This window comes from Peribacillus sp. NPDC101480, from assembly GCF_050277335.1.
Lineage (GTDB): Bacteria > Bacillota > Bacilli > Bacillales > DSM-1321 > Peribacillus.
This window is the reverse complement of the sequence record NZ_JBNNSB010000001.1, coordinates 93,216-117,566: the sequence shown is the minus strand read 5'-3', so window position 1 is coordinate 117,566 and position 24,351 is coordinate 93,216. Positions and strand designations below refer to the sequence as shown.

The window sequence follows — 24,351 nt, the reverse complement described above, 5'->3', positions numbered from 1 at the left end:
AGAGTTTCTTTTAGATGTCAATGTTTGATTCAAATAATTCTAATTTTGACCTAATATCCCGACATTTAAAAAGGTAACGTGAAAACAGCACCGACTTAGGCGCTCTCGATTAAGACGGTCTGTTCTCTTAATTAAAAAATCCCTCCACAATTGCCACCTTATTTAAAAAGGGACAATGGAAAAATAAACGCAACCACAAGGGAAAATATTGGAATTTGATATTAAAACTTACTTATAATGAAGACGGATATGAATGTCTGAAACAAAAAAACGTTACATGAAATTGTTTTTATCTCTAATTACTTTAGAAAGGAAATCGCTCGAATGAAAAAACTTTTGACGATTATATGTATTTTCGTAAGTACTTTTGTATTAATGGTAGGTTGCAGAACCAAGGAGGCGGTACAGGTGGAAGAGAATTCAAAGGAAGTGAGCTCATTGAAAGCTATTGAAGGCAGATGGGAGGGAGATATTAAAATTCCAAATCAACCACTTCCAATCATTGTTCATTTTACGAAGAAAGGTGGAACCATAAGTATTCCTGTACAAGGGTTGAACGAATTCCCCTTAACAAGTGTAAAGTTAAGTAAATCAGACTTGTTTTTTGATATGAAGATCCAAAATCAGCAAATAACGTTTGATGGTAAAGTAGATCAGAAAAGGATTTCAGGAACATTTGTTCAAAAAGGGCAAAAGTTCCCCTTTGAATTGGTCAAGAACTCCGATCAGGCAGTTGAAGAAAAAGAATCAGGTGAAATCGTGCAGGCCGACTTAAAGAACGGAACCATTAAAGGCCTTTTAGAAACACCAAAAAATGAAGGGCCTTTTCCTGTGATGATTTTAATTGCGGGTTCTGGTCCGACCGATAAAGATGGTAACACCATTGGAAATCCGGGAAAAAATAATAGTTTGAAAATGTTAGCCGAGAGTCTTGCAGAAAAAGGTATCGCAAGCATTAGATATGATAAGCGCGGAATTGGTGAAAATATGCAATTGGCAGGAAGAGAAGCGGACCTGAGATTTGAACAGTATATTGATGATGCAGCTGCCTGGATTCAATTTGCCAAAAAGGATGGCCGTTTTTCCAAAGTCGGCATCATCGGCCATAGCGAAGGCTCTTTAATAGGAATGGAAGCAGCTAAGAAAACAGAAACAGACATATTCATTTCATTGGCAGGTCCAGGCGAACCTATTGACCAGGTACTCATCAAACAGCTTGAAGAGCAACTGACACCGAAGTTATTAACGGAATCGAAAGATATACTGGCAAAGCTTAAACAAGGAAAACAAGTCGAGACTGTCAGTGCAGATTTGCAGAATGTATTCCGCCCTTCTGTTCAACCTTACATGATTTCTTGGATTCAATATAACCCGATAGAATCAGTAAAGGAACTGAATATCCCTGTTCTGATCGTAAACGGCAATAGAGACATTCAAGTGCCGGCAACTAACGCAAAAGCGTTACATACGGAAAAAAGCGATTCTGAATTACTTATACTCGAAAAGATGAATCATGTATTGAAAGAAGCCCCTGCAGATCGAGCGGGAAATTTAGCAACCTATACAAATCCTGAACTACCACTATCCACTGGTTTAATTAATGGAATCATAGAATTTTTAAACAAAAATGACTTTACCAGTAAAAATAACAATTAAGAGTCGTGTCTCCCCGGGTTTGCAAAGATCACCCAAATGATCCTCGTGCCCCAATATTAAGGTGAATATTCTTTTTAGGTTGTATCATCTTAGCCCTGGGTATCTCATATGTGTTTGTATTACTAAAAGAAATTAAGATCATTAAGAATTTGAATTGAATAGTTTATTGGATGAGTTAAAAACAAAAGGGTTCTATCTAAAAATTAAAACAAAGTAGATTGAAACGGAAGGTGCGAGACTCCTGCGGGAAAAGCGCGTCCAGGGGAGACCCCGCAGGCGCAAGCCGAGGAGGCTCCCGGACCGCCCGCGGAAAGCGAGTGCCCGGAGAGGAAATCGACGTTCAAATTGTACAAATCAAAAAAAAACTGTAGACAAAGGGCAGAATAATTCTGCCTTTTGTTTTTTATATTTTCTCCGAGCTACCCTGCCCCGCAGAAACCAGAAAAGCTCCCTCATATCGAATTTATGGTACAAGCGCTAGTAACTGTGAAGCAAATATTCGACTGATCCTTCATAAAGTACATACCAAAATCAGTTATTGGATTCCTAAAATACACGTGAAATATATTCTATCGAGGTAATAGAAATGACTTCAATCATTTACCTGAAGGTTCACCTGGTAAACAATCCTTTTTCAATAAAAACTTACATCCAGAAAAACAATGGCAGGTAATCTAACAAAGAGGAAGATTTTGTATAAAATCATTAGTATAATTGATGAAATTACAATAAGAAAGGAAAGATCACTATGAAGATGCTTATACATGCTTTAAATAAGAATACTACATGTATCCTTGAAATCATTTATCTGTATATACTGTTCTTTTTTTCAGAGCTACAAACCACTACTGCAAGCTTATTAAAAATAAAGTAAGAACTATGTAATTTAACCCTCTTGTATGAACTTATGTTAAAAAGACCCTCTAGTTCCCAAACATTCCATAACATTTTTTATTTCATCTTCATAATTAGAACTTTCAACAGTCATAACAGCCAGTTTGCACACTTTGTCTGTGTAAAATCCCTCAAGGGCGAAATGCAGATCGATATGCAGCTGAGCTCCTTTTTCAACAGGCAATGATTGTTCTATCTATCCTCCTACCGAGCTACCTTACTAGCCGTGAATGAAAAAGATCACTTGATAAGGATGTTCCTTACAAGTGAAAAACATAAGTTCACCAAAAAGGGACAAACTGTATTTGAAAAAAGAAAGGAGATGTGAGACATGACAAAAAAGTTCAATAAAGGCAGCGGTAACCAAAATTCACCGCAATTACACGGACAAACTCCTATTAGCGGGGACAACAGCAAAGGAAATAAAAGAAATAAAGATCAGAGCTCTAAATCAGAGTAAGTAAATGAAACAAACCGGTCATATTCAGACCGGTTGTTTTTTTGCAGATAATCTTCTTAGTTATTTGGCAGAAAGAGATTAAAAAGGACAATTCTCAAAGGTCCCCTTCAAAAAAGGGCGATCATTGAATTATCCTGTGTCCACTGGACCAACTTTGATTCCAAAAGCCCAATTCTTTAAAAGCGTTCCAAACTGTATATGGAGTGCTGCAAAACTGACCCCAGGAAAGTTTTAATTGGAAGGAATTCGTGTACATATTTATACCGGAAGTGAATGTAAAAAATCATGTTGCGTTAGCTATTTGATTCTTTTTGCATTAGATCTTCTGCTCTAGTGTTGATGTCTCCAAATCATCAGTATCTTGATGAGTATAAGTAAAGTTTTTTGTCATCAAACTGACCACCACTAAAACAACAATGTTAACAAATAGGGCGATAATACCCACATTCAGGTCTTTTATTGCTTGAGGAAGATAAGGAAACAGTTGTCCAATTTTTATATTCCCCAGTTCCATGATGGAAACTAGTACTCCTCCTGTTATTATCCCTGCAAATGCTCCATGTTTGGTTACAAAATTCTTTCTCATCAAACTTGCGAAAAAGGCAGGAGCAAGTTGTGTAATAAAATTATAGGCGATTAAAGCGAGACTAAAGAGGGTGTTTCCACCTTTAAAGGTCAAGTAAATCCCTACTAGAGAAATAAGCGGAACCAAATATTTTACCAGTTTTGCAATTTGATTTTCCGTTGCAGATGGAGTGAATACGCTGTATACATTTTTCGCAAGCAATGTTGATATAGACATCAACAGCATGGAACTTGGGACTAGAGCGGCTAACACGCCAGTACCACCGATTAAGCCTACAAACCATGGATCAAATTCTTGTTTAGAAAGCTGCAGCAAGATAAGGTCGGCGTCGCCGCCTTTTAATCCAGGCATCTGTAAGATCGCTGCAAACCCGACAAAAAAAGCAAACAATAAAATCAATTGGTACATTGGCATTAGGATTGCATTTTTTCGCAGTGCTTTCTCGCTAGAGGCAGCATAAATAGGAGAAAACCCGTGCGGCCACATATAAAATCCAATAGAGCTTAATACAACGGTCGAAATATACCATGAAACGCTCATTCCCTGATCTGGGAGTATGGTATAGTTCGGCTTTGCCTGTTCAACGGCCTCATACATAGGTTGAAGACCGCCATAATAATGAAGTGGGAAATAAACTCCTAAAAATACAACAACGCCAAGAATCAGAATATCCTTCAAAATAGCTGTCCTGGCAGAACCGTGAATACCGGAAACCATTACAAAAATGGTAACACCAATTGCTCCAACCCAAATGGCAGCTGTAGAAGAAATGACCCCATAGGATGTTGCAGAAACGATATATCCTAAACCCTTCAATTGCAGGACTAAGTAGCAGGTACAAGCTATAACACCTATTACAGCAACAAGCACACCAAGATATGGACTTTGATATTTTTTCACAAAAAAATCAGATTGGGAAACTAATTTGTGTTTCTTTGCATACCTCCAGATAGCAGGAAATGTCCAGTAGGAGATGACTGTAGCCAGACAGCCGTATGATACGATACTAAAGATGGAACCTCCGTCCCCATACGCTGATCCGCTTGCACCTAAAAAGGTAAAGGTAGTATACATTTCACCTGCGGATAAGAGGAAAATCAATAGGGCTCCCATTCCGCGACCTCCAACTGACCATTGTTCTAAGTTCATTTCTTTCCCTTTTTTAGCCTGGATACCAATCAAAACGGAAATGACGAAAAAAAACAGGATGAAAAAAACGGCAATGTTCATCTTGAATCTCCCTTCTGATTAGCAGGATCGAGTAGATAAATAATCCCCATTATACCTGTGGTCAGCACAGACCAAAGTACAATCCAAAAATGAAAAAATGGCATACCCAGAACATAGGGAGTTACTTTATTTGTAAACAAAGCGCCCACAATAAAGCCAAGAAACGGGATAATTCCGAGCCAATATATTTTTTTCAAACTCTTAACCCCCTAGTAAGTTAGATTTAACATTTTTAAAGTCCCATGAACAAATAACTTCACCCCATTTTGTAGAGCCTGTTCATCGACTGTAAATTTGGGATGATGGTGAGGATATATAATCCCTTTTTCTTCATTACGAGCTCCTATTCCAATATAAGATCCCGGAACTACTTTTTGAAAAGCAGAGAAGTCTTCACTTCCCATAATTGGCTTTGAAATTTCTCGACTTTCTTCACCAAATATTTCACAGACCGTTTCGTCCATCAACCGGGTAACTTCTTCATCATTAATGGTAGGAGCATAACCAAACTGATAATCGAATTCATAAGTAGCTCCATGCGCTTCAGTAATCCCTTTTACTATCCGTTCGATAAAATTCGGGATTTCTTCCCGCAGTTCCGGATTGAAGCTGCGAACTGATCCACCAATGCTTACCTTACTTGGAATAACATTAATCGCACTTCCCGCATGGAACTGAGTCACTGAAATCACCAGGGCTTCCTGGGCATCTCGATACCTCGAAACAATGTGCTGGAGATTTGATACAACCTGAGTTCCAATTGCTATGGGATCGACGGTAAGTTCAGGCTGTGAGGCGTGCCCCCCTTTACCCACCACAGTAATGTTAAAAGTATCAGCTCCAGCCATCACTGGACCGTAACCCAAACTAATTTTCCCTAAAGGAAGAGTCGACAAGAGATGGGATCCAATGATCATATCCACCCCATCCAGCACACCGGCTCTCACCATTTCTTGAGCTCCACCGGGCGGCAGTTCCTCAGCATGTTGAAATAAAAAGCGCACCTCCCCTTTAATTTGATCCTTTAACTGTGTAAGAATTTTTGCTGTGCCAAGCAGCATCGCCGTATGCCCATCATGTCCGCAAGCATGCATAACTCCTGAATTCTGTGACACAAAGTCAAAATCATTCTCTTCTACAATTGGAAGCGCATCCATATCTGCCCGCAGTGCAATAACCTTCCCAGGCTGCTGACCAATCAAACGGGCCATAATACTCGTTTTTGTCGGACGTGAAATTTCCAATTCACCAAAAGTTTGCAGCGTTTCATAAACAAATTGTGCTGTTTTTTCCTCCTGAAAAGAAAGCTCCGGATACTTATGTAAATATCTTCTCCAAGCAATCACTTCATCTTTAACAGCCTCGATCAAATCATGAATCATTATCGTTTGAGACATCCACTACAACTCCTTTTTCATTAAACTTACATAACATTTCTTAATTTAGGATAGTTTAAGGAAAAAATTCCTTAAATAGAGTATAATCTCACACGGTCTTTATTACAATATTTTTTGAAAATTCCAAACTATTTTTTCACACTAAAAAAGCACCCAAATTATGGGTGCCTGTAATTCATAATAATTGATAAATTTTACTCGGTCTTCCACGGGTGGCATTAGCCTCTTCACCAACGCATTGTGCCAACTCAACTTCGCACATATCCGCAACAATACGCCGTACATTCCGCTCTGTCATCTCAAGATGTGTCGCTATGTCCTTTGTAGTAAAATCACTCCAGCCCATTCTTTGAACAAGAGCCGATATCTTCTTATACGTTTTAACACTGATATTTCCGTTTTTCAACTTTTCTATAAGGGGTTTATTGTGGGTACGGGTATCATATTGCAGTTCTTTCTTTTTGCCTGGTGATTCGATAATTTTTCCATCATCTTGAATAATCACAATTTCTCGCTTCTTCATCTCTTTTGAATGTTGAATAGCACGAAAAGCATTGATTTCCGCCGAATAGGCAGTCTCACCGAAGCCAATTCCGACGGCAACGGTTGTATCTGCTTCAAAAGCCAATTTTTGAATGGTATCTTCGAGGGTAATGATTTCTCGTTCAATTGCGCCGCGAGAACTAAAAATCATGTATCTTCCATTCCCTTTCTCTGAAAAGGAACCATTTATTTTTTCTCCAAGTTGAATCAACATTTCTTTTAGCCGTAGCTCCAAGTATTGTAAATGATAAGGAGTTTTCATTTCCTCTGCAACTTTGTTAAAATATTCGACTTCAATGATTTCAACTCCGATTTGTGTATCCTTAAAGTAGGAAGTCTTTACTTTTTCAGAAAGAATTCGAAGCGTTTGCCTCACTTCCATCTTACTCATCGACATTCGGTAAGCTGGAATGCCATATTCCCTTAAAGCTTCACACACGGAAGGAAAACAAGAAAATGCTCCTTCTGTCTTTCCCGTATTCCATAAATCCAAGTGAAAATGTACCAATTCATCCGTATCAACATCTGTCTCAAACACTTTCGTATAAATCTTTTTGGTTTTTATATTCAACTGTGACAAAGCTTCCTCACTTATATTATTTGAGGACATAGTATCGATACTTAGATGCTCAATGATTTTCCCTTGTTCGTAGATCATCTCTAAAAAAGATTTATAAAAACCTGATTCCGTGGCAGGAACATGGACCATCATTTTATCTGTACCTAATGTTTTTTTTGCAATTTCATAGGGAAGTGGACCAGAAAAAAGCCATGCATGTACGTGAGATTCATGTTCCTTTACAATATTCTCCACCTCTTCGGTCTTTACATAGGGCAATGAGATGAATTCCAACTCATGTTTATATTCTTCTGCCAAAACTAAAATTTGTTCTATAGAAGTTTTTAGACCGACAAGTCCGATTTTATACATCCAGTAATCGACTTCCTTTACCATCTGTAATAGATTCATTGTTCTTTCTAGAATATCCTGGTTTAATCCAAGTCATGATATCGTAATCCTAATTTTTCTGCTGTCTAAATATTGCTCAATTTGTATGAGCCCTGGTTATTATTTCTTTTGTTACTCTTGATCATATCAGCAGAAAAAAGAAAAGAGTGGTAGCGATGGTATAATATATAGTTGTATTCATACCCACGCCAAATTTTTTCTCTTATGTATCATTTTATCATGCAACATGAAGGAAAAATACGTTGTATAAGCTTTTAATGAGAGGTTTACAAGTCAGCTTTCTATATAGTTCGTTGCAAATCAACGTTTACTTTCCCTAAATTGAATAACGATATTACTATCATTTATAACTGTTCTGGTATTTTTACATATACGAATGATAGAGGAACATCTTTTTGATATTGCACCATAAGAAAAAGAGCTGATTTTCAGCTCTCTAGGTTAAAATAAAGTTTAAATGACTAGATCCAGATAATCAAACTCATTACTAATGAGAATCCCCTTCAAAACTTTCACCATAAATCGATTGCATTTACATGATAATAAGAAGGTCGAGGTGTTACTTCTTTAACATATATATTTTACGAGGTCTTCCCCGAGGTGATTGAAGTTCTTCTCCTTTGTACTCCACTAAACCGCTTTCACTCAAACTACTCATAATTCTCTGGGCATTTCGAACGGTCATGGATAAATGAGAAGCTAAGTCTGAGGAGGTGAAGCCGTCCCAGCCCATACGATCAACCAATGCTTCTATCTTTTTATACGTTTTTATACTAATGTTAGCCTGATTCAATTTATCCAGCAGTTCTTTATCATTAGAACGGAAGGTATATGCCAATTGTTCTTCTTGACCTACGGATTCAATCATTACACCATCTTCTTGGATAACAACAATTCCGGAACTGTCTTGCTTCTTCGAATGACGGATTGCCTTGCGGGCATTGATTTCTGCCGATGCAGCCGTCTCGCCAAAACCAATACCCACTGCAACTGAGACATCCATTTCAAGGGCCAGTAATTGAACAGTACTTTGCAAGCTGCCAATTTCCCGTTCAATTGCCTTGCGTGAACTAAATATTTGATAGCGGCCGTTTCCATTTTCTATGAGTGATCCATCTAATTTTTCGCAAAATGAAAGCAAGGTTTGTTTAATTTTCAGCTCCAAATGTTGAAGATGATAACGAATATTAACCTCGTCCACAAATTGATCAAACTGATCAATTTCAATAATCTCTACACCTATCTGACTATCTTTAAAATAGGTGCTTTTTGCTTTTTCAATCAAAATCTTGACCGCTTGCCGAATTTCCATCTTTGTCATATTTATTTTGTAGACAGCAACATTTTCTTTTTTCAAGGCCTCATATACAGATTGTAAAACGGTTAGGACAGCATGTATCTCCCCTTCCCTCCATAACTGAAGATGAAATTGAACAATTTCTTGATAATCATATTGTTCATCAAATGTTTTTACATAAATATGTTCGGTGGAAATCCCTAGCTCTTGCAGTGACTCATGCAGAAAAAAGTCTTCCAATCGAATCATATCGATGGATAACTTATCGAAAAAATGTTTTTGATCTGCAGACATTTGTAATAAACATCTATATAAACTAGATCCTACGGGAGGACAATATGTAAAATTGGCCTCTGAATCCAACATTCCTTTTGCTATTCTATAAGGAACTGGTCCAGAGAAAAACCAACCATTTACTGTACTTTGGTGTTTCTTTATAATGTCCGTTACCTCACGTGCATCTTCATATGGAAAATCAATAAAATCTATTTCATGTTCAAATTCATTAGTAACATCCCGAATTTTCTTTATAGATGAAAGTGGACCTACAACCCCAATTTTATACAAGTTTATTTAACCCCCTACATCATACTATTAGTTTTATTATATCAAAATAACCACCCCTATCAGGGAATAAAAATGAGAGCCAAATATAAAAGCATGTAAAGCACCGTTTGACATTAATAAACGGTGCTGCTTAATATGCTTTCCTATCTATCGTGAGTTCAAGAGTGGCAGGACTTTTTGACTCAAAGGTTTCGAATCCTATCGTTTCTTTAACAATAATTACCAGAAAATAATTTCTCTTTTTTCTGAAAATTTTATTGAAATAGATTATTCTTAATTATATAATACATTTAACGAAAATAGCGTTAAATATTCGTTAATTAAAAATCAGTATATTGGAAGGAATTAATGAAGTTCTCAAAGGATGAAAGACGGTAATTTGAGTTTAAGGCATGTTTAGAGAAAAAGTTTATAAATGGAATGGTGCAAAACGCACAAACTACAAATGGAAGAAGGTTTAGGAGGAGAATGTAATGGAACAAAAAGTAATTAAAGATACAACTAATCTTCAAAATCATAAAACGGGTGGTTTTTTCAATCGAGTAGAGCGAATAGGAAACAAAATCCCCCACCCCTTTATCTTATTTATTTATATGATTGCTTTTTTATTTGTTGTAACCGCTCTCTTATCAGTTTTCCATGTTTCGGCATCGGATCCCATAAGTGGAGAGAGAGTGGAAGTTCAAAACCTCTTAAGCCGTGAAGGCATCCAATGGATTTTGCCGAATATGATTAAAAACTTTTCCGGCTTTTTACCACTGGGATCTATTTTAGCTCTTATGCTAGGAGTAGGATTAGCAGAAAAAGTTGGATTGTTAGAAGTTTTGATTCGGAAAATGTCGTTAAAAGTCTCAGGGAAATACGCTAGTTATTTAGTTGTATTTGTTGCCTTTTTTAGTCATGTTTCTTCTGATGCAGCGCTTGTTATTATGCCTCCCCTTGGTGCTCTAATTTTCCTTGCTGTGGGACGGCACCCTGTTGCTGGGTTGCTTGCTGCCATCGCTGGGGTTGGTTCAGGTTTCACTGCCAACTTATTAATCGTCACAACAGATGTCCTGCTTTCAGGAATTAGTTCGGAAGTAGCGAAAGGCATGAATGGAAATTTGACCGTTAATGTTACTGATAACTGGTTCTTTATGGCGACTTCCGTTCTCGTACTCACGGTAGTTATATCCTTGATTACAGATAAATTTGTCGAGCCGCGCTTAGGAAAGTATGAAGGTAGCGGTCAGCATAAGAAATTGGAGCAATTAACGAAGCAACAAAACAAAGCACTCCTGGCTACAGGTATTTCAGCATTGATTTTTATTGCTGTTATGGCCGTTCTAGTCGTTCCAGAAGGAGCTCTATTACGAAATCCAGAAACTGGAGCGATTCTCCCCTCGCCATTCATGTCTGGAATTGTCGCAATCATCTTACTCTTCTTTTTTACAGTTTCTATTACTTATGGAGTTAAGGTGGGAGCGATTAAGAAACAAAATGACATTCCGGAATTATTAGTAGACCCAATTAAAGGAATGGCCGGATTCATTATCATGGTTTTCCCGCTTTCCCAGTTTGTCGCTTGCTTTAACTGGAGTAATATGGGTAAATTTTTGGCTTTATCCATCACAGATCTCTTGGAACAGCTAAACATAGAAGGTGCACCTGTCCTAATTGGGCTAATGTTCTTATCTGGACTTCTTTCAATGTTCATTGCCAGCGGATCTGCAATATGGTCTATATTGGCACCCGTTTTTGTCCCAATGTTCATGGTATTAGGCTATCATCCTGCCTTCGCCCAAATGTTGTTCAGGGTAGCAGATTCATCTGTACTGCCATTGGCTCCTGTATCTCCATTTGTCCCACTATTCTTAAGTTTCTTACAAGAGTATCGAAAAGATGCAAAACTAGGAACTTATTATTCTCTTATATTGCCTTATCCGATTATCATCTTCATCATTTGGACGCTATTGGTAGTTGTTTGGTATTTCCTTGGCCTCCCAATTGGTCCCGGAGTATATCCGAAATTACCGTAATTTAAAAATCTCAAGCGCCTCGCATGCCCCTTAAGCGACTTGAGGGGCTGTGCTGCTTGGTCTAAACAACAAATCGTATTATATGAATTATCATCAAATAAATTAGGAGTGAAACGAATTGGATATTATTTCTTTAAGACGTGATCTTCATCAACATCCAGAAGTTGGCTTTACGGAATTTCGAACTGCTTCAAAGGTAGTAGAAGCACTAACTTCTCTGAAATATAACGTGATATTTGGCAAAGATGCTTTAGATGGTGATTCTCGCCGTGGAGTCCCCCCTATAGAAGTATTAGAGGAAACATTTAATAGAGCATTACAAGATGGCGCCAATCCAAAAATCCTCCAAGAAATGGAGGGCGGATATACTGCCGTCATCGGTATATTAAAAGGTAAAACTGATGGCCCAACTGTCGCTTTCCGATTTGATATGGATGCATTGCCTGTTACGGAAAGTACTGATTCTGACCACTTCCCACAAATAAACGGTTTTCGTTCCAAATATGAGGGCAATATGCATGCCTGTGCACACGATGGCCATACGGCAATTGGCTTAGGGCTTGCTGAAAAATTAGCGGATGGCAATTTCGCAGGAACGGTAAAGCTTATTTTTCAACCAGCTGAAGAAGGTGTACGTGGTGCCTATTCAATTGTACAAAAAGGAATTTTGGATGATGTGGATCATATATATTGTCTGCACCTTGGCACAGATGTCCCTCTGGGAGAATTTCACGGTGGGTCTTCCGGCTTTTTAGCAAGTACGAAAATGACTGCCCATTTTCATGGGGTATCTTCTCATGCAGGTGCTTCTCCTGAAAAAGGTAAAAATGCATTATTAGGAGCAGCCACCGCATTGTTAAATATTCATGCCATTCCAAGATTCAGTTCAGGCTCTACCCGCGTGAACGTAGGTGTTCTTAATGGAGGAACAGCCGCTAATATTATTCCAGCGCATGCAGAAATGATCATTGAAACCCGTTCTGTATCCGAAGAAACAAATGCTGAAGTGGAGCAACGTGTTCGAAATATCGTGGCTCATAGTGCAGGTATGCATGAGCTTGAACATGAAATTGAAATTATAGGTCAAGCAATTACGATTCGTTGTGATCAAGAACTTATCGAACTGGCCATGGAAGAAGCCAGGAATGTAGAAGGTTTTTCAACAATAAAAGCTTGCAGGGAATCCGGTTCTGCTGGTAGCGAAGATGCAAGTTTTATGATTCGAAGAGTACAGGATAATGGCGGAAAAGGGACATATATGATTATCGGGACTGATATTCCTGCACCACATCACCACCCTAAATTTGATATTCAAGAAGAGGTTTTACCAAGGTGTGCAGAACTTTTGAATCTAATTGCAAGACGCCTATTAAAATAATTCTTCAGAATATATATAGGAAGGAAAGAGTGTAAAATGACAGATGTAAATAGATTATCGGAAATCATTGAACAAAAAAAAGAAAAATTCATTGAAGTCAGTGATCGTATATGGAATTTTGCTGAAACACGCTTTGAAGAGTATCAATCTGCTGAATTGCTATGCAGCACCTTAGAGAACGAAGGATTTTCTGTTGAAAAAGGTGTTGGAAACATAGAAACGGCATTCATTGGCAGCTTTGGAACTGGTAAACCCGTTGTGGCAATCATGGGGGAATTTGATGCGCTGTCAGGAATGAGTCAAAAAAAAGCTACAGCTAAACAAGAGCCAATAGTACAAGGTGAAAATGGCCATGGATGTGGCCACAATTTACTTGGTACGGGATCTTTAGCTGCAGCTGTTGCAGTGAAGGATTATATGAAAGAGAATCATATAAATGGGACAGTTCGTTATTATGGATGTCCTGGAGAAGAAGGCGGATCAGGCAAAACCTTCATGGTCAGAGAAGGTTTGTTCGATGACGTTGATTTTGCATTTTGTTGGCATCCACTGGATGTTAACGGCGTTATGTCGATGGATTCGCTTTCAAATTTCCAAGTGTATTATAAATTTAAAGGGAAAAGCTCCCACGCAGCAGCATCACCACATTTGGGACGGAGTGCTTTAGATGCGGTAGAACTTATGAATGTTGGTGTGAACTATTTAAGAGAGCATATCATCCAAGAAGCAAGAGTCCATTATGCAATAACGAATTCAGGTGGATTATCGCCTAATGTTGTCCAACAAGATGCAGAAGTTCTTTATTTATTACGAGCTCCAGAAGTTTCACAAGTTCAAGATATTTACTTGAGAGTTTGTAATATTGCTAAAGGAGCTGCCCTTATGACAGGAACTGAATTAGAAATCGTTTTCGACAAAGCCTGTTCCAATGTTATCCAAAACAATGTGCTAGAATCCGTCATGTACAAGAATTTTCAAGAATTAGGTATTCCACAACACGATGATAAGGAAAAACAGCTTGCCAAAGAAGTCCGCGCCACCTTAACCGAACAAGAAAGGAACAGTACAATCAATCCTTTTAAAGATAATCAAGATGATGCATTGGCAAATTGGTTAGAACCCATCGAGGGCCTCCAAGCGCCATTAACAGGTTCCTCGGATGTGGGAGATGTTAGTTGGATTGTTCCTACTGCCCAATGCACAACAGCTTGTTTTGTTCTTGGGTCACCTTTGCATAGCTGGCAGTGGGTTACACTAGGATCAACATCCATTGCCCATAAAGGAATGCTTCATGCTGGCAAGGTTATTGCGGCAACTGCAGTAGAAGTGCTTCAAAATCCAGAATTAGTTGAAAAGGCAAAAACGGAGCTAAAAGAACGATTACAAGGGAAAAGCTATATCTCCCCTATTCCGCAAGATGTAAAGCCTTTAGTTAAAAGATGATAGACTAGATTAGTGGGTTACCGTAATCGCCCCTTGCATATACGGCCATTTAGTTCATGGTATAAAAAGGGATCTTCGATTGGAAGATCCCTTTTCCGTTTGGTCTTTATATTAATTCCAAATTTTTGTTAAGAGCAGTTTCTAACATCTCTAAGTGTCATTAAAATTAAGTGGTAAAAAAGCTTATTCCATCACATTCAACAGATATCCTTCAATTTCGTGCTTGCTTTTTAAAATAACTATTAGCTTTTCAGGGTCACTCTTTTGAAGATCGGCAAATCTGGCTTTCATTTCTTTCTTGCGAGGAAAATAGGTGGTCATGATAAATTTAATAAACTGCCAGTCTAATTTTTCATTGCAGCCTTTGCCCATATCCGGCCTTGTTTTACCTATATTAGACAACCAACGTTTTATAACCCGGTAAAGGCAAACACGGAGAGGAAGTTCTAAATAAATAATCGTATCGGCAAGCTCCGAACGTAAATTAAAAGAATTACTATAGTTGCCCTCCATTATCCACTTGTCATGACTTAATACCTTCTTCTGGGCAGAAATAAAAGCCTCTAAAGGAGCCTCCACCCAGCCAGGCCTCCAGTAGAATGTATCCAAATGATATACTTCGATATTCAAATGATCTCCAAGCCTTCTTGCAAAAGTAGATTTTCCGACACCCGCGGACACTCCGATAACCATGATACGTTCCATTGATATACCATCCACTCTCCCCTTTTATGTTCATAAGAAAAGGCGACCCTTCTTGAAGAAGAATCGCATCAGTTTTAGAAAATGAAGTATGGTTGCTGCGGCGTCCTGTCAAAGAACAAGCCAGCCTTACATTTTATCTCTATTAAATCAGATGCCCTAAATGTTTCTTTACCTCGTAATCAACAAGTTTTTCATCTTTCTTAATTCGTGCCAGATAATCCGGGTTGGCTATAAGCGGACGGCCAATCGCCGCAACGTCAATGATGCCTTTTTCCAGTGCTGCTTCTGCTGTTTCAGGATCAAGCCCGCCCACACCGACTATGATTCCATCCCAGTGGCTGCGTACCAATTCATGCATGGTCAATCCTCTTGCAATCGGTTTGGTAAATTCCATCGTGGATGGGTGAATCATTTTGACTCCTGTTTCATTGAACGCTTCAATAAATGTTTGGATCGCTTTTTCAGGGTCTTCCCACATGTAAGACGGCTGGTCAATTTTCAAAGCCGAGAAACGAATAAGGGTACGTTCCACTCCAATCGCATCAATAACTGCTTTTAGCACTTCCTTCATAAATGTCAGACGCTGTTTTAAATCACCACCGTACCGATCGGTCCTTTCATTGGAGGTGTCAGAATTGAACTGGTCTATTAAGTAGCCATGTGCACCATGAATTTCAACGCCGTCAAAACCAGCAACCATTGCATTCTTTGCAGCTTGTTTATATTGGTTCACAACTTCTGCAATATCCGTCTCTGTCATTTCTTCAGGAGTGTCAAAAGGTTTGCCGAATCGTGAAACCTTACCTTCTGCAGCGATAGGTGACGGAGCCTGCGGAGGAAGTCCTCCTGCAATTTCATGGTGACTTGCACGGCCCACATGCCAGATTTGCGCAATAATCGTTCCGCCTTCAGCGTGTACTGCTTCCGTTACTTTTTTCCAGCCGTTGATTTGCTCTTGAGTATATATACCGGGAACTCCAGGATTGCCCTTTGCTCTTGGTGAAATCACTACACCTTCAGTAATGATAAGTCCGATTCCATCTTGAGCCCGTTTTCGGTAATATTCTACGGTCAGGTCATTCACAACACCAGTTTCGTTATCGGCAAACGAACGTGTCATAGGAGCCATAGCCGTTCTTGTTTTTAAGTTCCATGCACCTATTGTTACAGGTTCAAACATTTTGGTTTTTATTGTTTTCATATAAGTTCCTCCCGTTAACCGCTTTACCTGAGCTAAATTTTAGTAACTTTCATTGTGTAAGATTATCCGATAAGTGGTTAATTTTCAAATAATTCACTCTGATTTTAGCGCTTTTGATAAAATATGGTAATAAAGACCAATGAAAAAGCCAGACAGAGAAAATTACTTTCCCTGCTGGCTAATTTATTTTTCTTCATTAATATCTTATCAGTCTCGTGCTCTTCTGATAAAAAAAGACACGATCAAACCAATGATTGCAAGGACAAGACCGAAAATAAAGGCATCTTGAACGCCTGCAGTCAATGAACCGCTAATGGCAGATGGATCGAACGGATCTTCTGCATTTGCCATATAATTTTTTTGGGATGCTGACATGATTGTAATGGCAACGGTTGTACCGATAGCCCCTGATACTTGTTGCAATGTATTCATTAGAGCAGTTCCATCCGGATAAAGATTTTTCGGCAGTTGATTCAGCCCATTTGTCTGGGCCGGCATCATGACCATCGAAACACCAATCATAAGGAGGGAATGCATGACGACTACCATAATGATCGTCGTTTCAGTCGTTACGTTCGTCAAGGTCCATAACATGACAATCATGATAATGAAGCCAGGGATCACTAACCCTCTTGGCCCGAACTTATCAAAAATGCGCCCCGTAACCGGAGACATGATACCATTAAGCACTCCACCCGGTAATAGTACCAGCCCAGCAGAAAATGCAGCTAATGCAAGCCCGGTTTGCAGGTATAGCGGTAAGAGAATCATTGATGACATGATGATCATGAAGGTGATGAAGACGGTTATTAAACCAAATGTGAACATCGGGTATTTAAAAACGCGCAAGTCAATCATCGGTTTATCCATGTTGAATTGTCTTACAGCAAACAGGAAGAGCGCTATAAGTCCGACAATGATAGAGGAAAGAACTATCGCATTGCTCCATCCTTGTTCTCCGACAATGCTAAAGCCATAAACAATTCCGCCAAAACCAATGGTTGATAAAATAATGGATGGTACGTCAATTTTAGGTTTGGTGATTATTGAAACGTTTTGCATATACTTGAGACCGAATAGTAAAGCGATCACAAAGAACGGCAAAGACACCCAGAAAATGTAATTCCACTTCAGGTTTTCAATAATCAAACCTGAAACTGTCGGCCCGATTGCTGGGGCAAACATGATCACCAGCCCCATCAATCCCATCGTCGCTCCCCTTTTATGAATAGGGAAAATCAATAAAATGGTATTGAACATGAGAGGCAATAAAAGACCCGTTCCGATTGCCTGGATGACACGGGCTAGCATCAAGATGCCGAACCCAGGTGCAATTGCTGCAATGAGCGTCCCAATGATGGAGAATACCATTGAGGCAATGAATAATTGACGAGTATTGAACCACTGAATCAAGAGTCCCGAAACGGGAACCAATATCCCCAATGTTAATAGGTAACCCGTTGTCAGCCATTGCACGGTGGAAGGACTAACATTGAACTCTTGTATTAGATCACCCAGAGCCATGTTTAATGCCGTCTCACTGAATAACCCAATGAACCCTGCAATTAAAAATGCAATTAAAATGGGAGTCGTTCTAATGACTGGTTTTTGTTGCTGTGTTGCATCTGTAGACATAAAATATTTCCTCCAATTACTAACTGTTCGACCTAAGCTTAAGATAATTTTTCCGCATGACTTATTTATTTATCAGCAATAATGGTATCTGTTCGGCAATGGCTTGGAGAGGTTCCCCGCTTTTGGCCGTTAAGGATAAAAGGATACCTCCTTCAATCAAAGCATTAATTACGATACTCAATTCTTTTGCCCGTTTCTCACTGAATTCCGCCTCGAGTAATTTCTTCACATATATGGATTGCCAATCTTCTATCGCTTCTTGGCAGGCCGTTCTTATCTGCTCACTCGTCGTATATGTTTCCGCTGCAATCGTTCCGATTGGCAGTCCTAATAGATTTTCACTATCCCCAAATACCTCGGATAATTGAAAAATATGAGCCTGAATGGCTTTGATGGGGTCATCGATTTCATCAAAGCCCCGTTGAATTTCATCTATCACGAATTCTTTAGTATGAATTATCGCCTCTATCGCCAATTCTTCTTTGCCTTTCGGAAAATAATGATACAGAGAACCTTTTGGGATTCCACTTTCCTCAATAATGTCTTTAAGCCCTACACCATAATATCCACGTATTCGAAAAAGTCGGGAAGCAGCTTCAATAAGAATGTCTTTAGAGTTTCGTTTCTCTGCCATAGCTGGATCACTCCTTGAATTATATCAACCGGTCTATTAGAGACTATACTTGTATATCATTGTTTTGTCAAAGATGATACTTATGTATGCATTGAATATGCGATTAAAACTCATTGAAAACAAAAAAGAACACCTCCTAATGGTGTTCTCTGCAAGTTTAAAAAATCGAGAAAATCAATACCTTCTTAAACAACCCGGCATTTTTTAAAACGCTTCCATTATTAATCAAACACATCGTCCTGGCTCAATATCTTCAAGGATTCTTGTCATGATTTTTGAAATCAAGAATAGCAATTACAAACATGCCAAAGCTTAGCATCAGGGAAATAACTTCGAAAGTACCCATTCATACATCGCCTCCTTATATCCAGCTTTTCCTGATCAGAGATTGTCCTATACAAGAAAACATAAAGTACTGGCTTTTCAATGGTATATGCATTAATAATAAAAAAGAGCAACCCCAGTAAGAGGTGCTCACGTAGTAATCATATTCCTTGGAATCAAAAGTACATATTTATTGGAACGACTTCAATCTAAACTCTTTATTGACAATAAGCTCTTGATTTCCGCTTCTGTTATCGAGTGTTTTTTGAGCCACATCATATACACTCATACACTTTGCTCCTGTTATAGAATGAGTTTATTATGTTGGTCCAAAGTTAAAGTTTAAGTTTAAGTCATTACTTACCTTTTAATAAGGCCGAACAACTTTTCCATATTTTTTCTTCTTTCTGCTCTCGCTTGGATGGCCTGATCAATGGTAACTGTGATAAAGTGACATTTCGATAAAGGTCTAGATTGAGAAATTAAATCTAAATCTTGGCTTATGACGGTGCCTATTGTGACAAAACCACCACCTGTCATTGCATCATTATGTAAAACAATCAGTTCTTCCTCATTTGTAAACATAACAGATCCTATAGGATACGCAAAATCAACTACATTCGAAAAACTAGTTCCTGCACCGAATGGTGGGTATTGCTCAGTAAATGTCACACTTGGGCCAGTATATCGGTAAGCGACCCGGTTGGATTCATGCGAAACGATCCATTCCGAATTGAGAAAAGTTTTTAACCCCTGATCGCTCAACAAGTAACCTGATAACCCCATCGTGACACGTAATTCTTGAAAGTCATTAAAGGTTGGGACGAATTCTAGTGGAACAGATTTACCAACCTGCTTTGAAGCTCCCGGCAGTGGCTCATTAATCTGTATTCTATCGCCTACAGCTAACTTTCTGCCATCAAAGCCCCCAATCTGGCTTAGTTCATAGGTTGATTTACTACCTAAAACATCTTGAACCTTTATGCCACCAGAGATACTTAAATAGCTTTTCACCCCCTGTTGGCAAGCTTTTATCGTTAAGATGTCTCCTTCTTTTACTTTATGGGCTTCCCAGAAAGATAATCGATGGTGATTTAAGTATGCTTCCATTGGAGCACCTGTGAGGGCGATAATTAGATTTCTATGAATTTCAAACTTTCCCCCTAATAATGTCATCTCAAGTGATGCAAATTCAGCTGGATTTCCTACTAGTAGGTTTCCGATAATAAATGAATATTTATCAGCTGCTCCTGATGGCGGTACACCCAGATGATACTTTCCGACGCGTCCCATGTCCTGTACCGTGTTCCATAACCCAGGCTCCTTAATTTCTATCATTTAAAAACCCTCCATGAGCTCATCGATATACTTTTTTCCTTTTTGTACATATTCAAGTGGCGAAAGATCAATTTCTTTTACTTTATTAATATACGTTCCAGTACTTACATTGCTTTCGATCTCATTATATTCAGATTCCTTAACAGGACGATACTTCCATATATCTCCGGGTCTTGCCAAAAAGGAAGTCTCTTCTAAAGGGTTTATTTTATCTACTAAAGGGATAGCTGATCGTCCTATTAGTTGATAGCTGCCTGGTCCATTGACTGGATAAATCACATTGAATGCACCACCTATACCAATGCTTCTTTCCGGCGTTTCTGTACGGGGACTATTATATTTTGGTGCTTGAATGATCTCATTTGGCTTTAATCCAAGCGGAAAATGCCAACCCGTTCCAGGCAGAAATCCAACCATCGTAATTAAATAGGGTGTATCTGAATGTGTTTTAATAAATGATTCTTTGTCTGTAAACCCATTTACTTTCATCACATATTCAAAATCTGTTAAGTCAGGGGCCGGGTGTCTGCTCTTAAAACGCAGGGAATATTCTCTTGACACTGGATCGTCGTACCATGCTGGAATTTCTACTATTCGTACTGATAAATTTAATTTTTCAGGATTACTTTTCGTTAAATCTATTTCTTTTAAATAGTCCAATAAATCTCTTGCTGAGACGATGTCCGGATTATAACGAACTAAATAGGAGGCATTGGATGAAACAATATCAATAATGCCTGGAATTTCTCTTTTTCTCAGCTCCTCAGTCACCGCAATTGCTTTAAAGTTACTCTCAATTCTCATTTCACGAGAAATTTCAGCATAAATGTATTCGTCTCCTCCGAAATTAAAATGAGTTTCAGGTAAATTAAACAATAATTGTCGCCCCCTTTGTTATTTCAGCTTTTTTATCCGCCTGCTTATTGTCGCAGGACTAACACCTAGTACCTTAGATAATTTATCGGCAGTGCCGTATTTTTGCATCCCTCTTTGAATAAGTTGAGTTTCTAATTCTTCTACCGCTTCTTTAAGCGGCATTAATTCTAAAACTAATAGTTGTTTTTTCCTTTTTTGAACTTCCCCGTACAAAAATTTCAATGCATGCTCCCGTTTAATCCATTCTCCCTCGCCCAATAATGTTAAGCGCTCCACTATATTTTGAAGCTCCCTTACATTTCCCGGCCATGAATATGTCTCTAGAACTTCAATGGCTTCTGGGGTGAAACTTTTCTTGATATCATACATTTTTTTAAATTGTTCCAAAAAATAAATGGCGAGGGGAAAGATATCATCTTTTCGTTCACGTAATGGCGGAATACTGAATGGAATAACATATAATCGGTAGTATAAATCCTCCCTGAATTCACCTTGGTTCACCAACTCTCGTAAGTCCTTATTGGTTGCTGTTATAATCCGAACATCTACAGGTCTCGGATGGGTCCCGCCAATTCTAGTCACTTCTCGTTCCTGCAACACACGTAATAGCTTCACTTGCATATTTAAAGGAAGTTCACCAATTTCATCGAGAAAAAGCGTGCTGTTATTAGCAATTTCAAACAACCCTGCTTTCCCATTTTTATCTGCACCAGTAAATGCCCCTTTTTCATAACCGAACAATTCACTTTCAATTAGATTCTCTGGAATAGCACCGCAGTTAATCCGGACTAGCTGCTGGTTACTCCGAGGACTGGCTGAATGAATTTGGTGGACAAATACTTCTTTCCCAACACCGGATTCACCTTCCAGTAGAATAGTCGAATTAAATTGGGCTACTCGCTTTATCTCTACTACTAAGCGCTCAATTGTTTTCGAACGATAAACAAGTTGTTTATTGTTAAAATCATCATGATCTTGTAGAGTTTGAGAACTTTCGTCCGACTGATAATGAATTGAGGGACTTTCTTGTGTAATATCCCTTGAAAGTACAACTACTTTTTCTAATTTCCCTTCATGGTACACCGGGGTAGCGACAGACCAGACTCTACTTTTTCCCATAGAATCCTGAATCGATGTAACCTTTTTCTTTTGTTTTTGACATAGTTCAAAAACATTAGGCTGAAAAATGTTCTTTCTTGTAAACTCACTTATATGCTTACCAATTATGTTTTCTGGATTTTCCACTTTCCAAAAATCGTTAAGAAACATTCCCGCTACTCGAATGATTTTTCCGCTTTCGTCAATGACGAGAATTTGTTCCTGGGAAGAAGCATATACCGTTTGTAAATCAGAATTCAGATTTCGTACAAAGTCTAATTCTTTAACAGAATCCTCGAAAACTTCACGCGAGAAAAAAATATGAATGAGTCCTTTTATTTTATCTTCCATTTTTAAAGGGTAAAAATTCCCAACTGTGTATTTAAAATTAATAGAAGCGTTCACATTTATAAGAGTTTCCCCAGTCATTACTTTATCAAGGTTTTTATCGATACTTAATAACACTTTATAGTCTCGAAACTGTAAAAATGAGCGGTGGAGACCTAAAATACTTTCTGCTGTTTCATTAATATATTCTATTTGGTAATCGATATTCGTTCGGACAATTCCTACCCCAGCTCCATGTAAAAGGATATTTAAATCCTTCAAATTCAGCTCACTGATTTGATTTCGGGCATGTTCAATTGTAGTGAAGCCGATAATTTCTCCATTGGCATCTTCCCCTATAATAAGAGTAACGTTATGGAAAAATTCAACAGGCGAAAACTGTGGGACTTTTAAAATATCATTTTTATAGATAATTGGCTTTGATAAGTCTTCATTTTGAGCAATTTGGTTCATTAGAATCTCAATAGTACTATAGCCAACTAAAGACCCCTTATCCTTTACAAACACAATATTCGCTTTTTGATTTGATAATTTTTGAATGACGGCTCCAATAGTGCAATGTATATTAACATACACTGAAATCGGTTTAAGAATATCGTTCCAAATAATCAACTTACTCACCCCTCCCGATTAAGAAATCTTTATTTTATTATACTTTTTTTCAGTTAAGGATTTAGAAGTATTTTAATATAAAAATAATTTTGATTATTTGGATAACTATATCTATAATTTTTTTCAACAACTAGTGAAATAACTACGGCTTAGTTTGAGAAGTTTACAAATTAATTGAAGAGAGTCTAGAGGGCGATTACAATACAATTCGTTATATTGGGATCTAAACAGAATGACTCCGGCATACAATACCGGAGTCATTTACTAGTCAACTATCTATAAATCCTTTTTTAGGACTGTCCTTTTTAAAAGAGCATCGTTCATTAATTAGACCCCCACTACTATACCAATATACATTTTAGGACAAGTATCTTATTAGATGATCTTATTAATAGGGACAATCTCGACGCCACTCCCTTTTAAAGCCTCTACAACTTTTTTAGCCAGAGTCGGCGCTCCTGGTGTATCTCCATGAATACAAATGGTCTCTGCTTTAATGGAAACGTCTTTTCCATCGTGTGTGATGACTCTTCCTTCTTTGACCATACGAACAACTCGCTGTGCCATTTCTTCATAATCATTGATTCGTGCGCCTGTTCTCGTTAGCAAAATGGATCCGCTTTCAGTATGCTCCCTGTCAGCATAAGCTTCTTTTGCAACTGGGACACCCATTTTTATCGCTTCTTCCATCACTTCCGATTGGCTAAGCGCAAATATGATCATATTTGGATCGATTTCATGAATTGTTTCTAATATTGCTCGTGCTATAGTCTTATCTTCCATTGCTTTCATAAATAAAGCTCCGTGTGGTTTACAATGCTGGATTTTGACATCTGCTGCTGCACTGAATTCTCTTAAGGCACCTACTTGATACATCACATAGTCTTTTATTTCTGATGGAGTACAGGTCATGAAGCGACGACCGAAACCCAATAAATCTGGAAAACCTGGATGTGCACCAATCCCTACATCATATTTCTTTGCTATTTCCACTGTTTTTCTCATAACATGGGGATCTCCGGCATGAAAACCACATGCAATATTAGCTGAGGTAATAAGCTGCATTAATTCTTCATCATTGCCTAATTCATAAAGGCCGAAGCTCTCACCCATATCACAGTTCAAATCTACCTTATACATA

19 protein-coding genes are annotated in these 24,351 nt (G+C 38.4%); 5 read left to right on the top strand and 14 right to left on the bottom strand.

Annotation, left to right across the window (positions count from 1 at the left end):
• Positions 1-408: 408 nt before the first annotated feature.
• Complete coding sequence (locus tag ACQKMF_RS00675) at positions 409-1,656, top strand: alpha/beta hydrolase family protein (protein WP_402939850.1); 1,248 nt, start codon at positions 409-411, stop codon at positions 1,654-1,656.
• Between the two features lie 1,225 nt (positions 1,657-2,881).
• Entirely contained in the window at positions 2,882-3,010 is a 129-nt protein-coding gene (locus ACQKMF_RS00670) for a hypothetical protein (protein WP_290370132.1), read from the top strand.
• Between the two features lie 316 nt (positions 3,011-3,326).
• Here ACQKMF_RS00670 and ACQKMF_RS00665 read toward each other — a convergent pair whose 3' ends face one another.
• The 5 genes from ACQKMF_RS00665 to ACQKMF_RS00645 all read right to left on the bottom strand — a co-directional run bounded on the left by ACQKMF_RS00665 (position 3,327) and on the right by ACQKMF_RS00645 (position 9,600).
• Positions 3,327-4,826 carry a sodium:solute symporter family protein gene (locus tag ACQKMF_RS00665; RefSeq protein ID WP_427571330.1) on the bottom strand — a complete coding sequence of 500 codons (1,500 nt, stop codon included), beginning with the start codon at positions 4,824-4,826 and terminating at the stop codon, positions 3,327-3,329.
• The gene (locus tag ACQKMF_RS00660) at positions 4,823-5,023 is read right to left on the bottom strand and encodes a DUF3311 domain-containing protein (RefSeq protein WP_053344651.1); all 201 of its coding nucleotides are present in this window, start codon (positions 5,021-5,023) and stop codon (positions 4,823-4,825) included. The genes ACQKMF_RS00665 and ACQKMF_RS00660 overlap by 4 nt, the downstream gene beginning before the upstream one ends.
• A gap of 12 nt (positions 5,024-5,035) precedes the next feature.
• Positions 5,036-6,223 carry a M20 family metallopeptidase gene (locus tag ACQKMF_RS00655; RefSeq protein ID WP_230178052.1) on the bottom strand — a complete coding sequence of 396 codons (1,188 nt, stop codon included), beginning with the start codon at positions 6,221-6,223 and terminating at the stop codon, positions 5,036-5,038.
• 175 nt (positions 6,224-6,398) lie between these two features.
• On the bottom strand, positions 6,399-7,697 hold the full coding sequence (locus ACQKMF_RS00650; RefSeq protein ID WP_427572384.1) for a hypothetical protein: 1,299 nt from the start codon (positions 7,695-7,697) through the stop codon (positions 6,399-6,401).
• Between the two features lie 598 nt (positions 7,698-8,295).
• A complete protein-coding gene (locus ACQKMF_RS00645) occupies positions 8,296-9,600 on the bottom strand; it encodes a hypothetical protein (protein WP_402939860.1) in 1,305 nt (434 codons plus the stop codon).
• A gap of 473 nt (positions 9,601-10,073) precedes the next feature.
• Between ACQKMF_RS00645 and ACQKMF_RS00640 the strand changes: the two genes are divergently transcribed.
• From ACQKMF_RS00640 to ACQKMF_RS00630, 3 genes are all read left to right on the top strand, one after another.
• Positions 10,074-11,618 carry an AbgT family transporter gene (locus ACQKMF_RS00640; RefSeq protein ID WP_402939862.1) on the top strand — a complete coding sequence of 515 codons (1,545 nt, stop codon included), beginning with the start codon at positions 10,074-10,076 and terminating at the stop codon, positions 11,616-11,618.
• Between the two features lie 118 nt (positions 11,619-11,736).
• Positions 11,737-12,996, top strand: coding sequence for an amidohydrolase (locus tag ACQKMF_RS00635; RefSeq protein WP_402939865.1), 1,260 nt, complete (start codon positions 11,737-11,739; stop codon positions 12,994-12,996).
• 36 nt (positions 12,997-13,032) lie between these two features.
• Positions 13,033-14,439 carry a M20 family metallopeptidase gene (locus ACQKMF_RS00630; RefSeq protein ID WP_402939867.1) on the top strand — a complete coding sequence of 469 codons (1,407 nt, stop codon included), beginning with the start codon at positions 13,033-13,035 and terminating at the stop codon, positions 14,437-14,439.
• Positions 14,440-14,622: 183 nt separating this feature from the next.
• Here the strand turns inward: ACQKMF_RS00630 and ACQKMF_RS00625 are convergent, their stop codons facing one another.
• The 9 genes from ACQKMF_RS00625 to ACQKMF_RS00585 form a co-directional block, all read right to left on the bottom strand.
• Complete coding sequence (locus ACQKMF_RS00625; RefSeq protein WP_402939869.1) at positions 14,623-15,144, bottom strand: topology modulation protein; 522 nt, start codon at positions 15,142-15,144, stop codon at positions 14,623-14,625.
• Between the two features lie 142 nt (positions 15,145-15,286).
• Entirely contained in the window at positions 15,287-16,345 is a 1,059-nt protein-coding gene (locus ACQKMF_RS00620) for an alkene reductase (protein ID WP_427571326.1), read from the bottom strand.
• 207 nt (positions 16,346-16,552) lie between these two features.
• On the bottom strand, positions 16,553-17,980 hold the full coding sequence (locus tag ACQKMF_RS00615; RefSeq protein ID WP_101223383.1) for an MDR family MFS transporter: 1,428 nt from the start codon (positions 17,978-17,980) through the stop codon (positions 16,553-16,555).
• A gap of 61 nt (positions 17,981-18,041) precedes the next feature.
• Entirely contained in the window at positions 18,042-18,614 is a 573-nt protein-coding gene (locus ACQKMF_RS00610) for a TetR/AcrR family transcriptional regulator (RefSeq protein ID WP_137019904.1), read from the bottom strand.
• Positions 18,615-18,867: 253 nt separating this feature from the next.
• Positions 18,868-18,960 carry a putative holin-like toxin gene (locus tag ACQKMF_RS00605; protein WP_220126990.1) on the bottom strand — a complete coding sequence of 31 codons (93 nt, stop codon included), beginning with the start codon at positions 18,958-18,960 and terminating at the stop codon, positions 18,868-18,870.
• Between the two features lie 338 nt (positions 18,961-19,298).
• Positions 19,299-20,276: a biotin-dependent carboxyltransferase family protein gene (locus tag ACQKMF_RS00600; RefSeq protein ID WP_402939875.1), complete on the bottom strand. Its 978-nt coding sequence runs from the start codon at positions 20,274-20,276 to the stop codon at positions 19,299-19,301.
• Positions 20,277-21,152, bottom strand: a complete 876-nt coding sequence (locus ACQKMF_RS00595) for a 5-oxoprolinase subunit B family protein (RefSeq protein ID WP_402939878.1) — start codon at positions 21,150-21,152, stop codon at positions 20,277-20,279.
• Positions 21,153-21,170: 18 nt separating this feature from the next.
• On the bottom strand, positions 21,171-23,210 hold the full coding sequence (locus tag ACQKMF_RS00590; protein WP_427571323.1) for a sigma 54-interacting transcriptional regulator: 2,040 nt from the start codon (positions 23,208-23,210) through the stop codon (positions 21,171-21,173).
• Positions 23,211-23,585: 375 nt separating this feature from the next.
• On the bottom strand, positions 23,586-24,350 hold the full coding sequence (locus ACQKMF_RS00585; RefSeq protein WP_340874632.1) for a LamB/YcsF family protein: 765 nt from the start codon (positions 24,348-24,350) through the stop codon (positions 23,586-23,588).
• Position 24,351: the final 1 nt, after the last annotated feature.

Coding starts and splice junctions, on each gene's coding strand:
- ACQKMF_RS00600 (WP_402939875.1), bottom strand. CDS start 20,276: ATGATAGAAATTAAGGAGCCTGGGTTATGGAACACGGTACAGGACATG.
- ACQKMF_RS00585 (WP_340874632.1), bottom strand. CDS start 24,350: ATGTATAAGGTAGATTTGAACTGTGATATGGGTGAGAGCTTCGGCCTT.
- ACQKMF_RS00610 (WP_137019904.1), bottom strand. CDS start 18,614: ATGGCAGAGAAACGAAACTCTAAAGACATTCTTATTGAAGCTGCTTCC.
- ACQKMF_RS00650 (WP_427572384.1), bottom strand. CDS start 7,697: ATGTATAAAATCGGACTTGTCGGTCTAAAAACTTCTATAGAACAAATT.
- ACQKMF_RS00615 (WP_101223383.1), bottom strand. CDS start 17,980: ATGTCTACAGATGCAACACAGCAACAAAAACCAGTCATTAGAACGACT.
- ACQKMF_RS00625 (WP_402939869.1), bottom strand. CDS start 15,144: ATGGAACGTATCATGGTTATCGGAGTGTCCGCGGGTGTCGGAAAATCT.
- ACQKMF_RS00670 (WP_290370132.1), top strand. CDS start 2,882: ATGACAAAAAAGTTCAATAAAGGCAGCGGTAACCAAAATTCACCGCAA.
- ACQKMF_RS00665 (WP_427571330.1), bottom strand. CDS start 4,826: ATGAACATTGCCGTTTTTTTCATCCTGTTTTTTTTCGTCATTTCCGTT.
- ACQKMF_RS00655 (WP_230178052.1), bottom strand. CDS start 6,223: ATGTCTCAAACGATAATGATTCATGATTTGATCGAGGCTGTTAAAGAT.
- ACQKMF_RS00620 (WP_427571326.1), bottom strand. CDS start 16,345: ATGAAAACAATAAAAACCAAAATGTTTGAACCTGTAACAATAGGTGCA.
- ACQKMF_RS00640 (WP_402939862.1), top strand. CDS start 10,074: ATGGAACAAAAAGTAATTAAAGATACAACTAATCTTCAAAATCATAAA.
- ACQKMF_RS00630 (WP_402939867.1), top strand. CDS start 13,033: ATGACAGATGTAAATAGATTATCGGAAATCATTGAACAAAAAAAAGAA.
- ACQKMF_RS00605 (WP_220126990.1), bottom strand. CDS start 18,960: ATGGGTACTTTCGAAGTTATTTCCCTGATGCTAAGCTTTGGCATGTTT.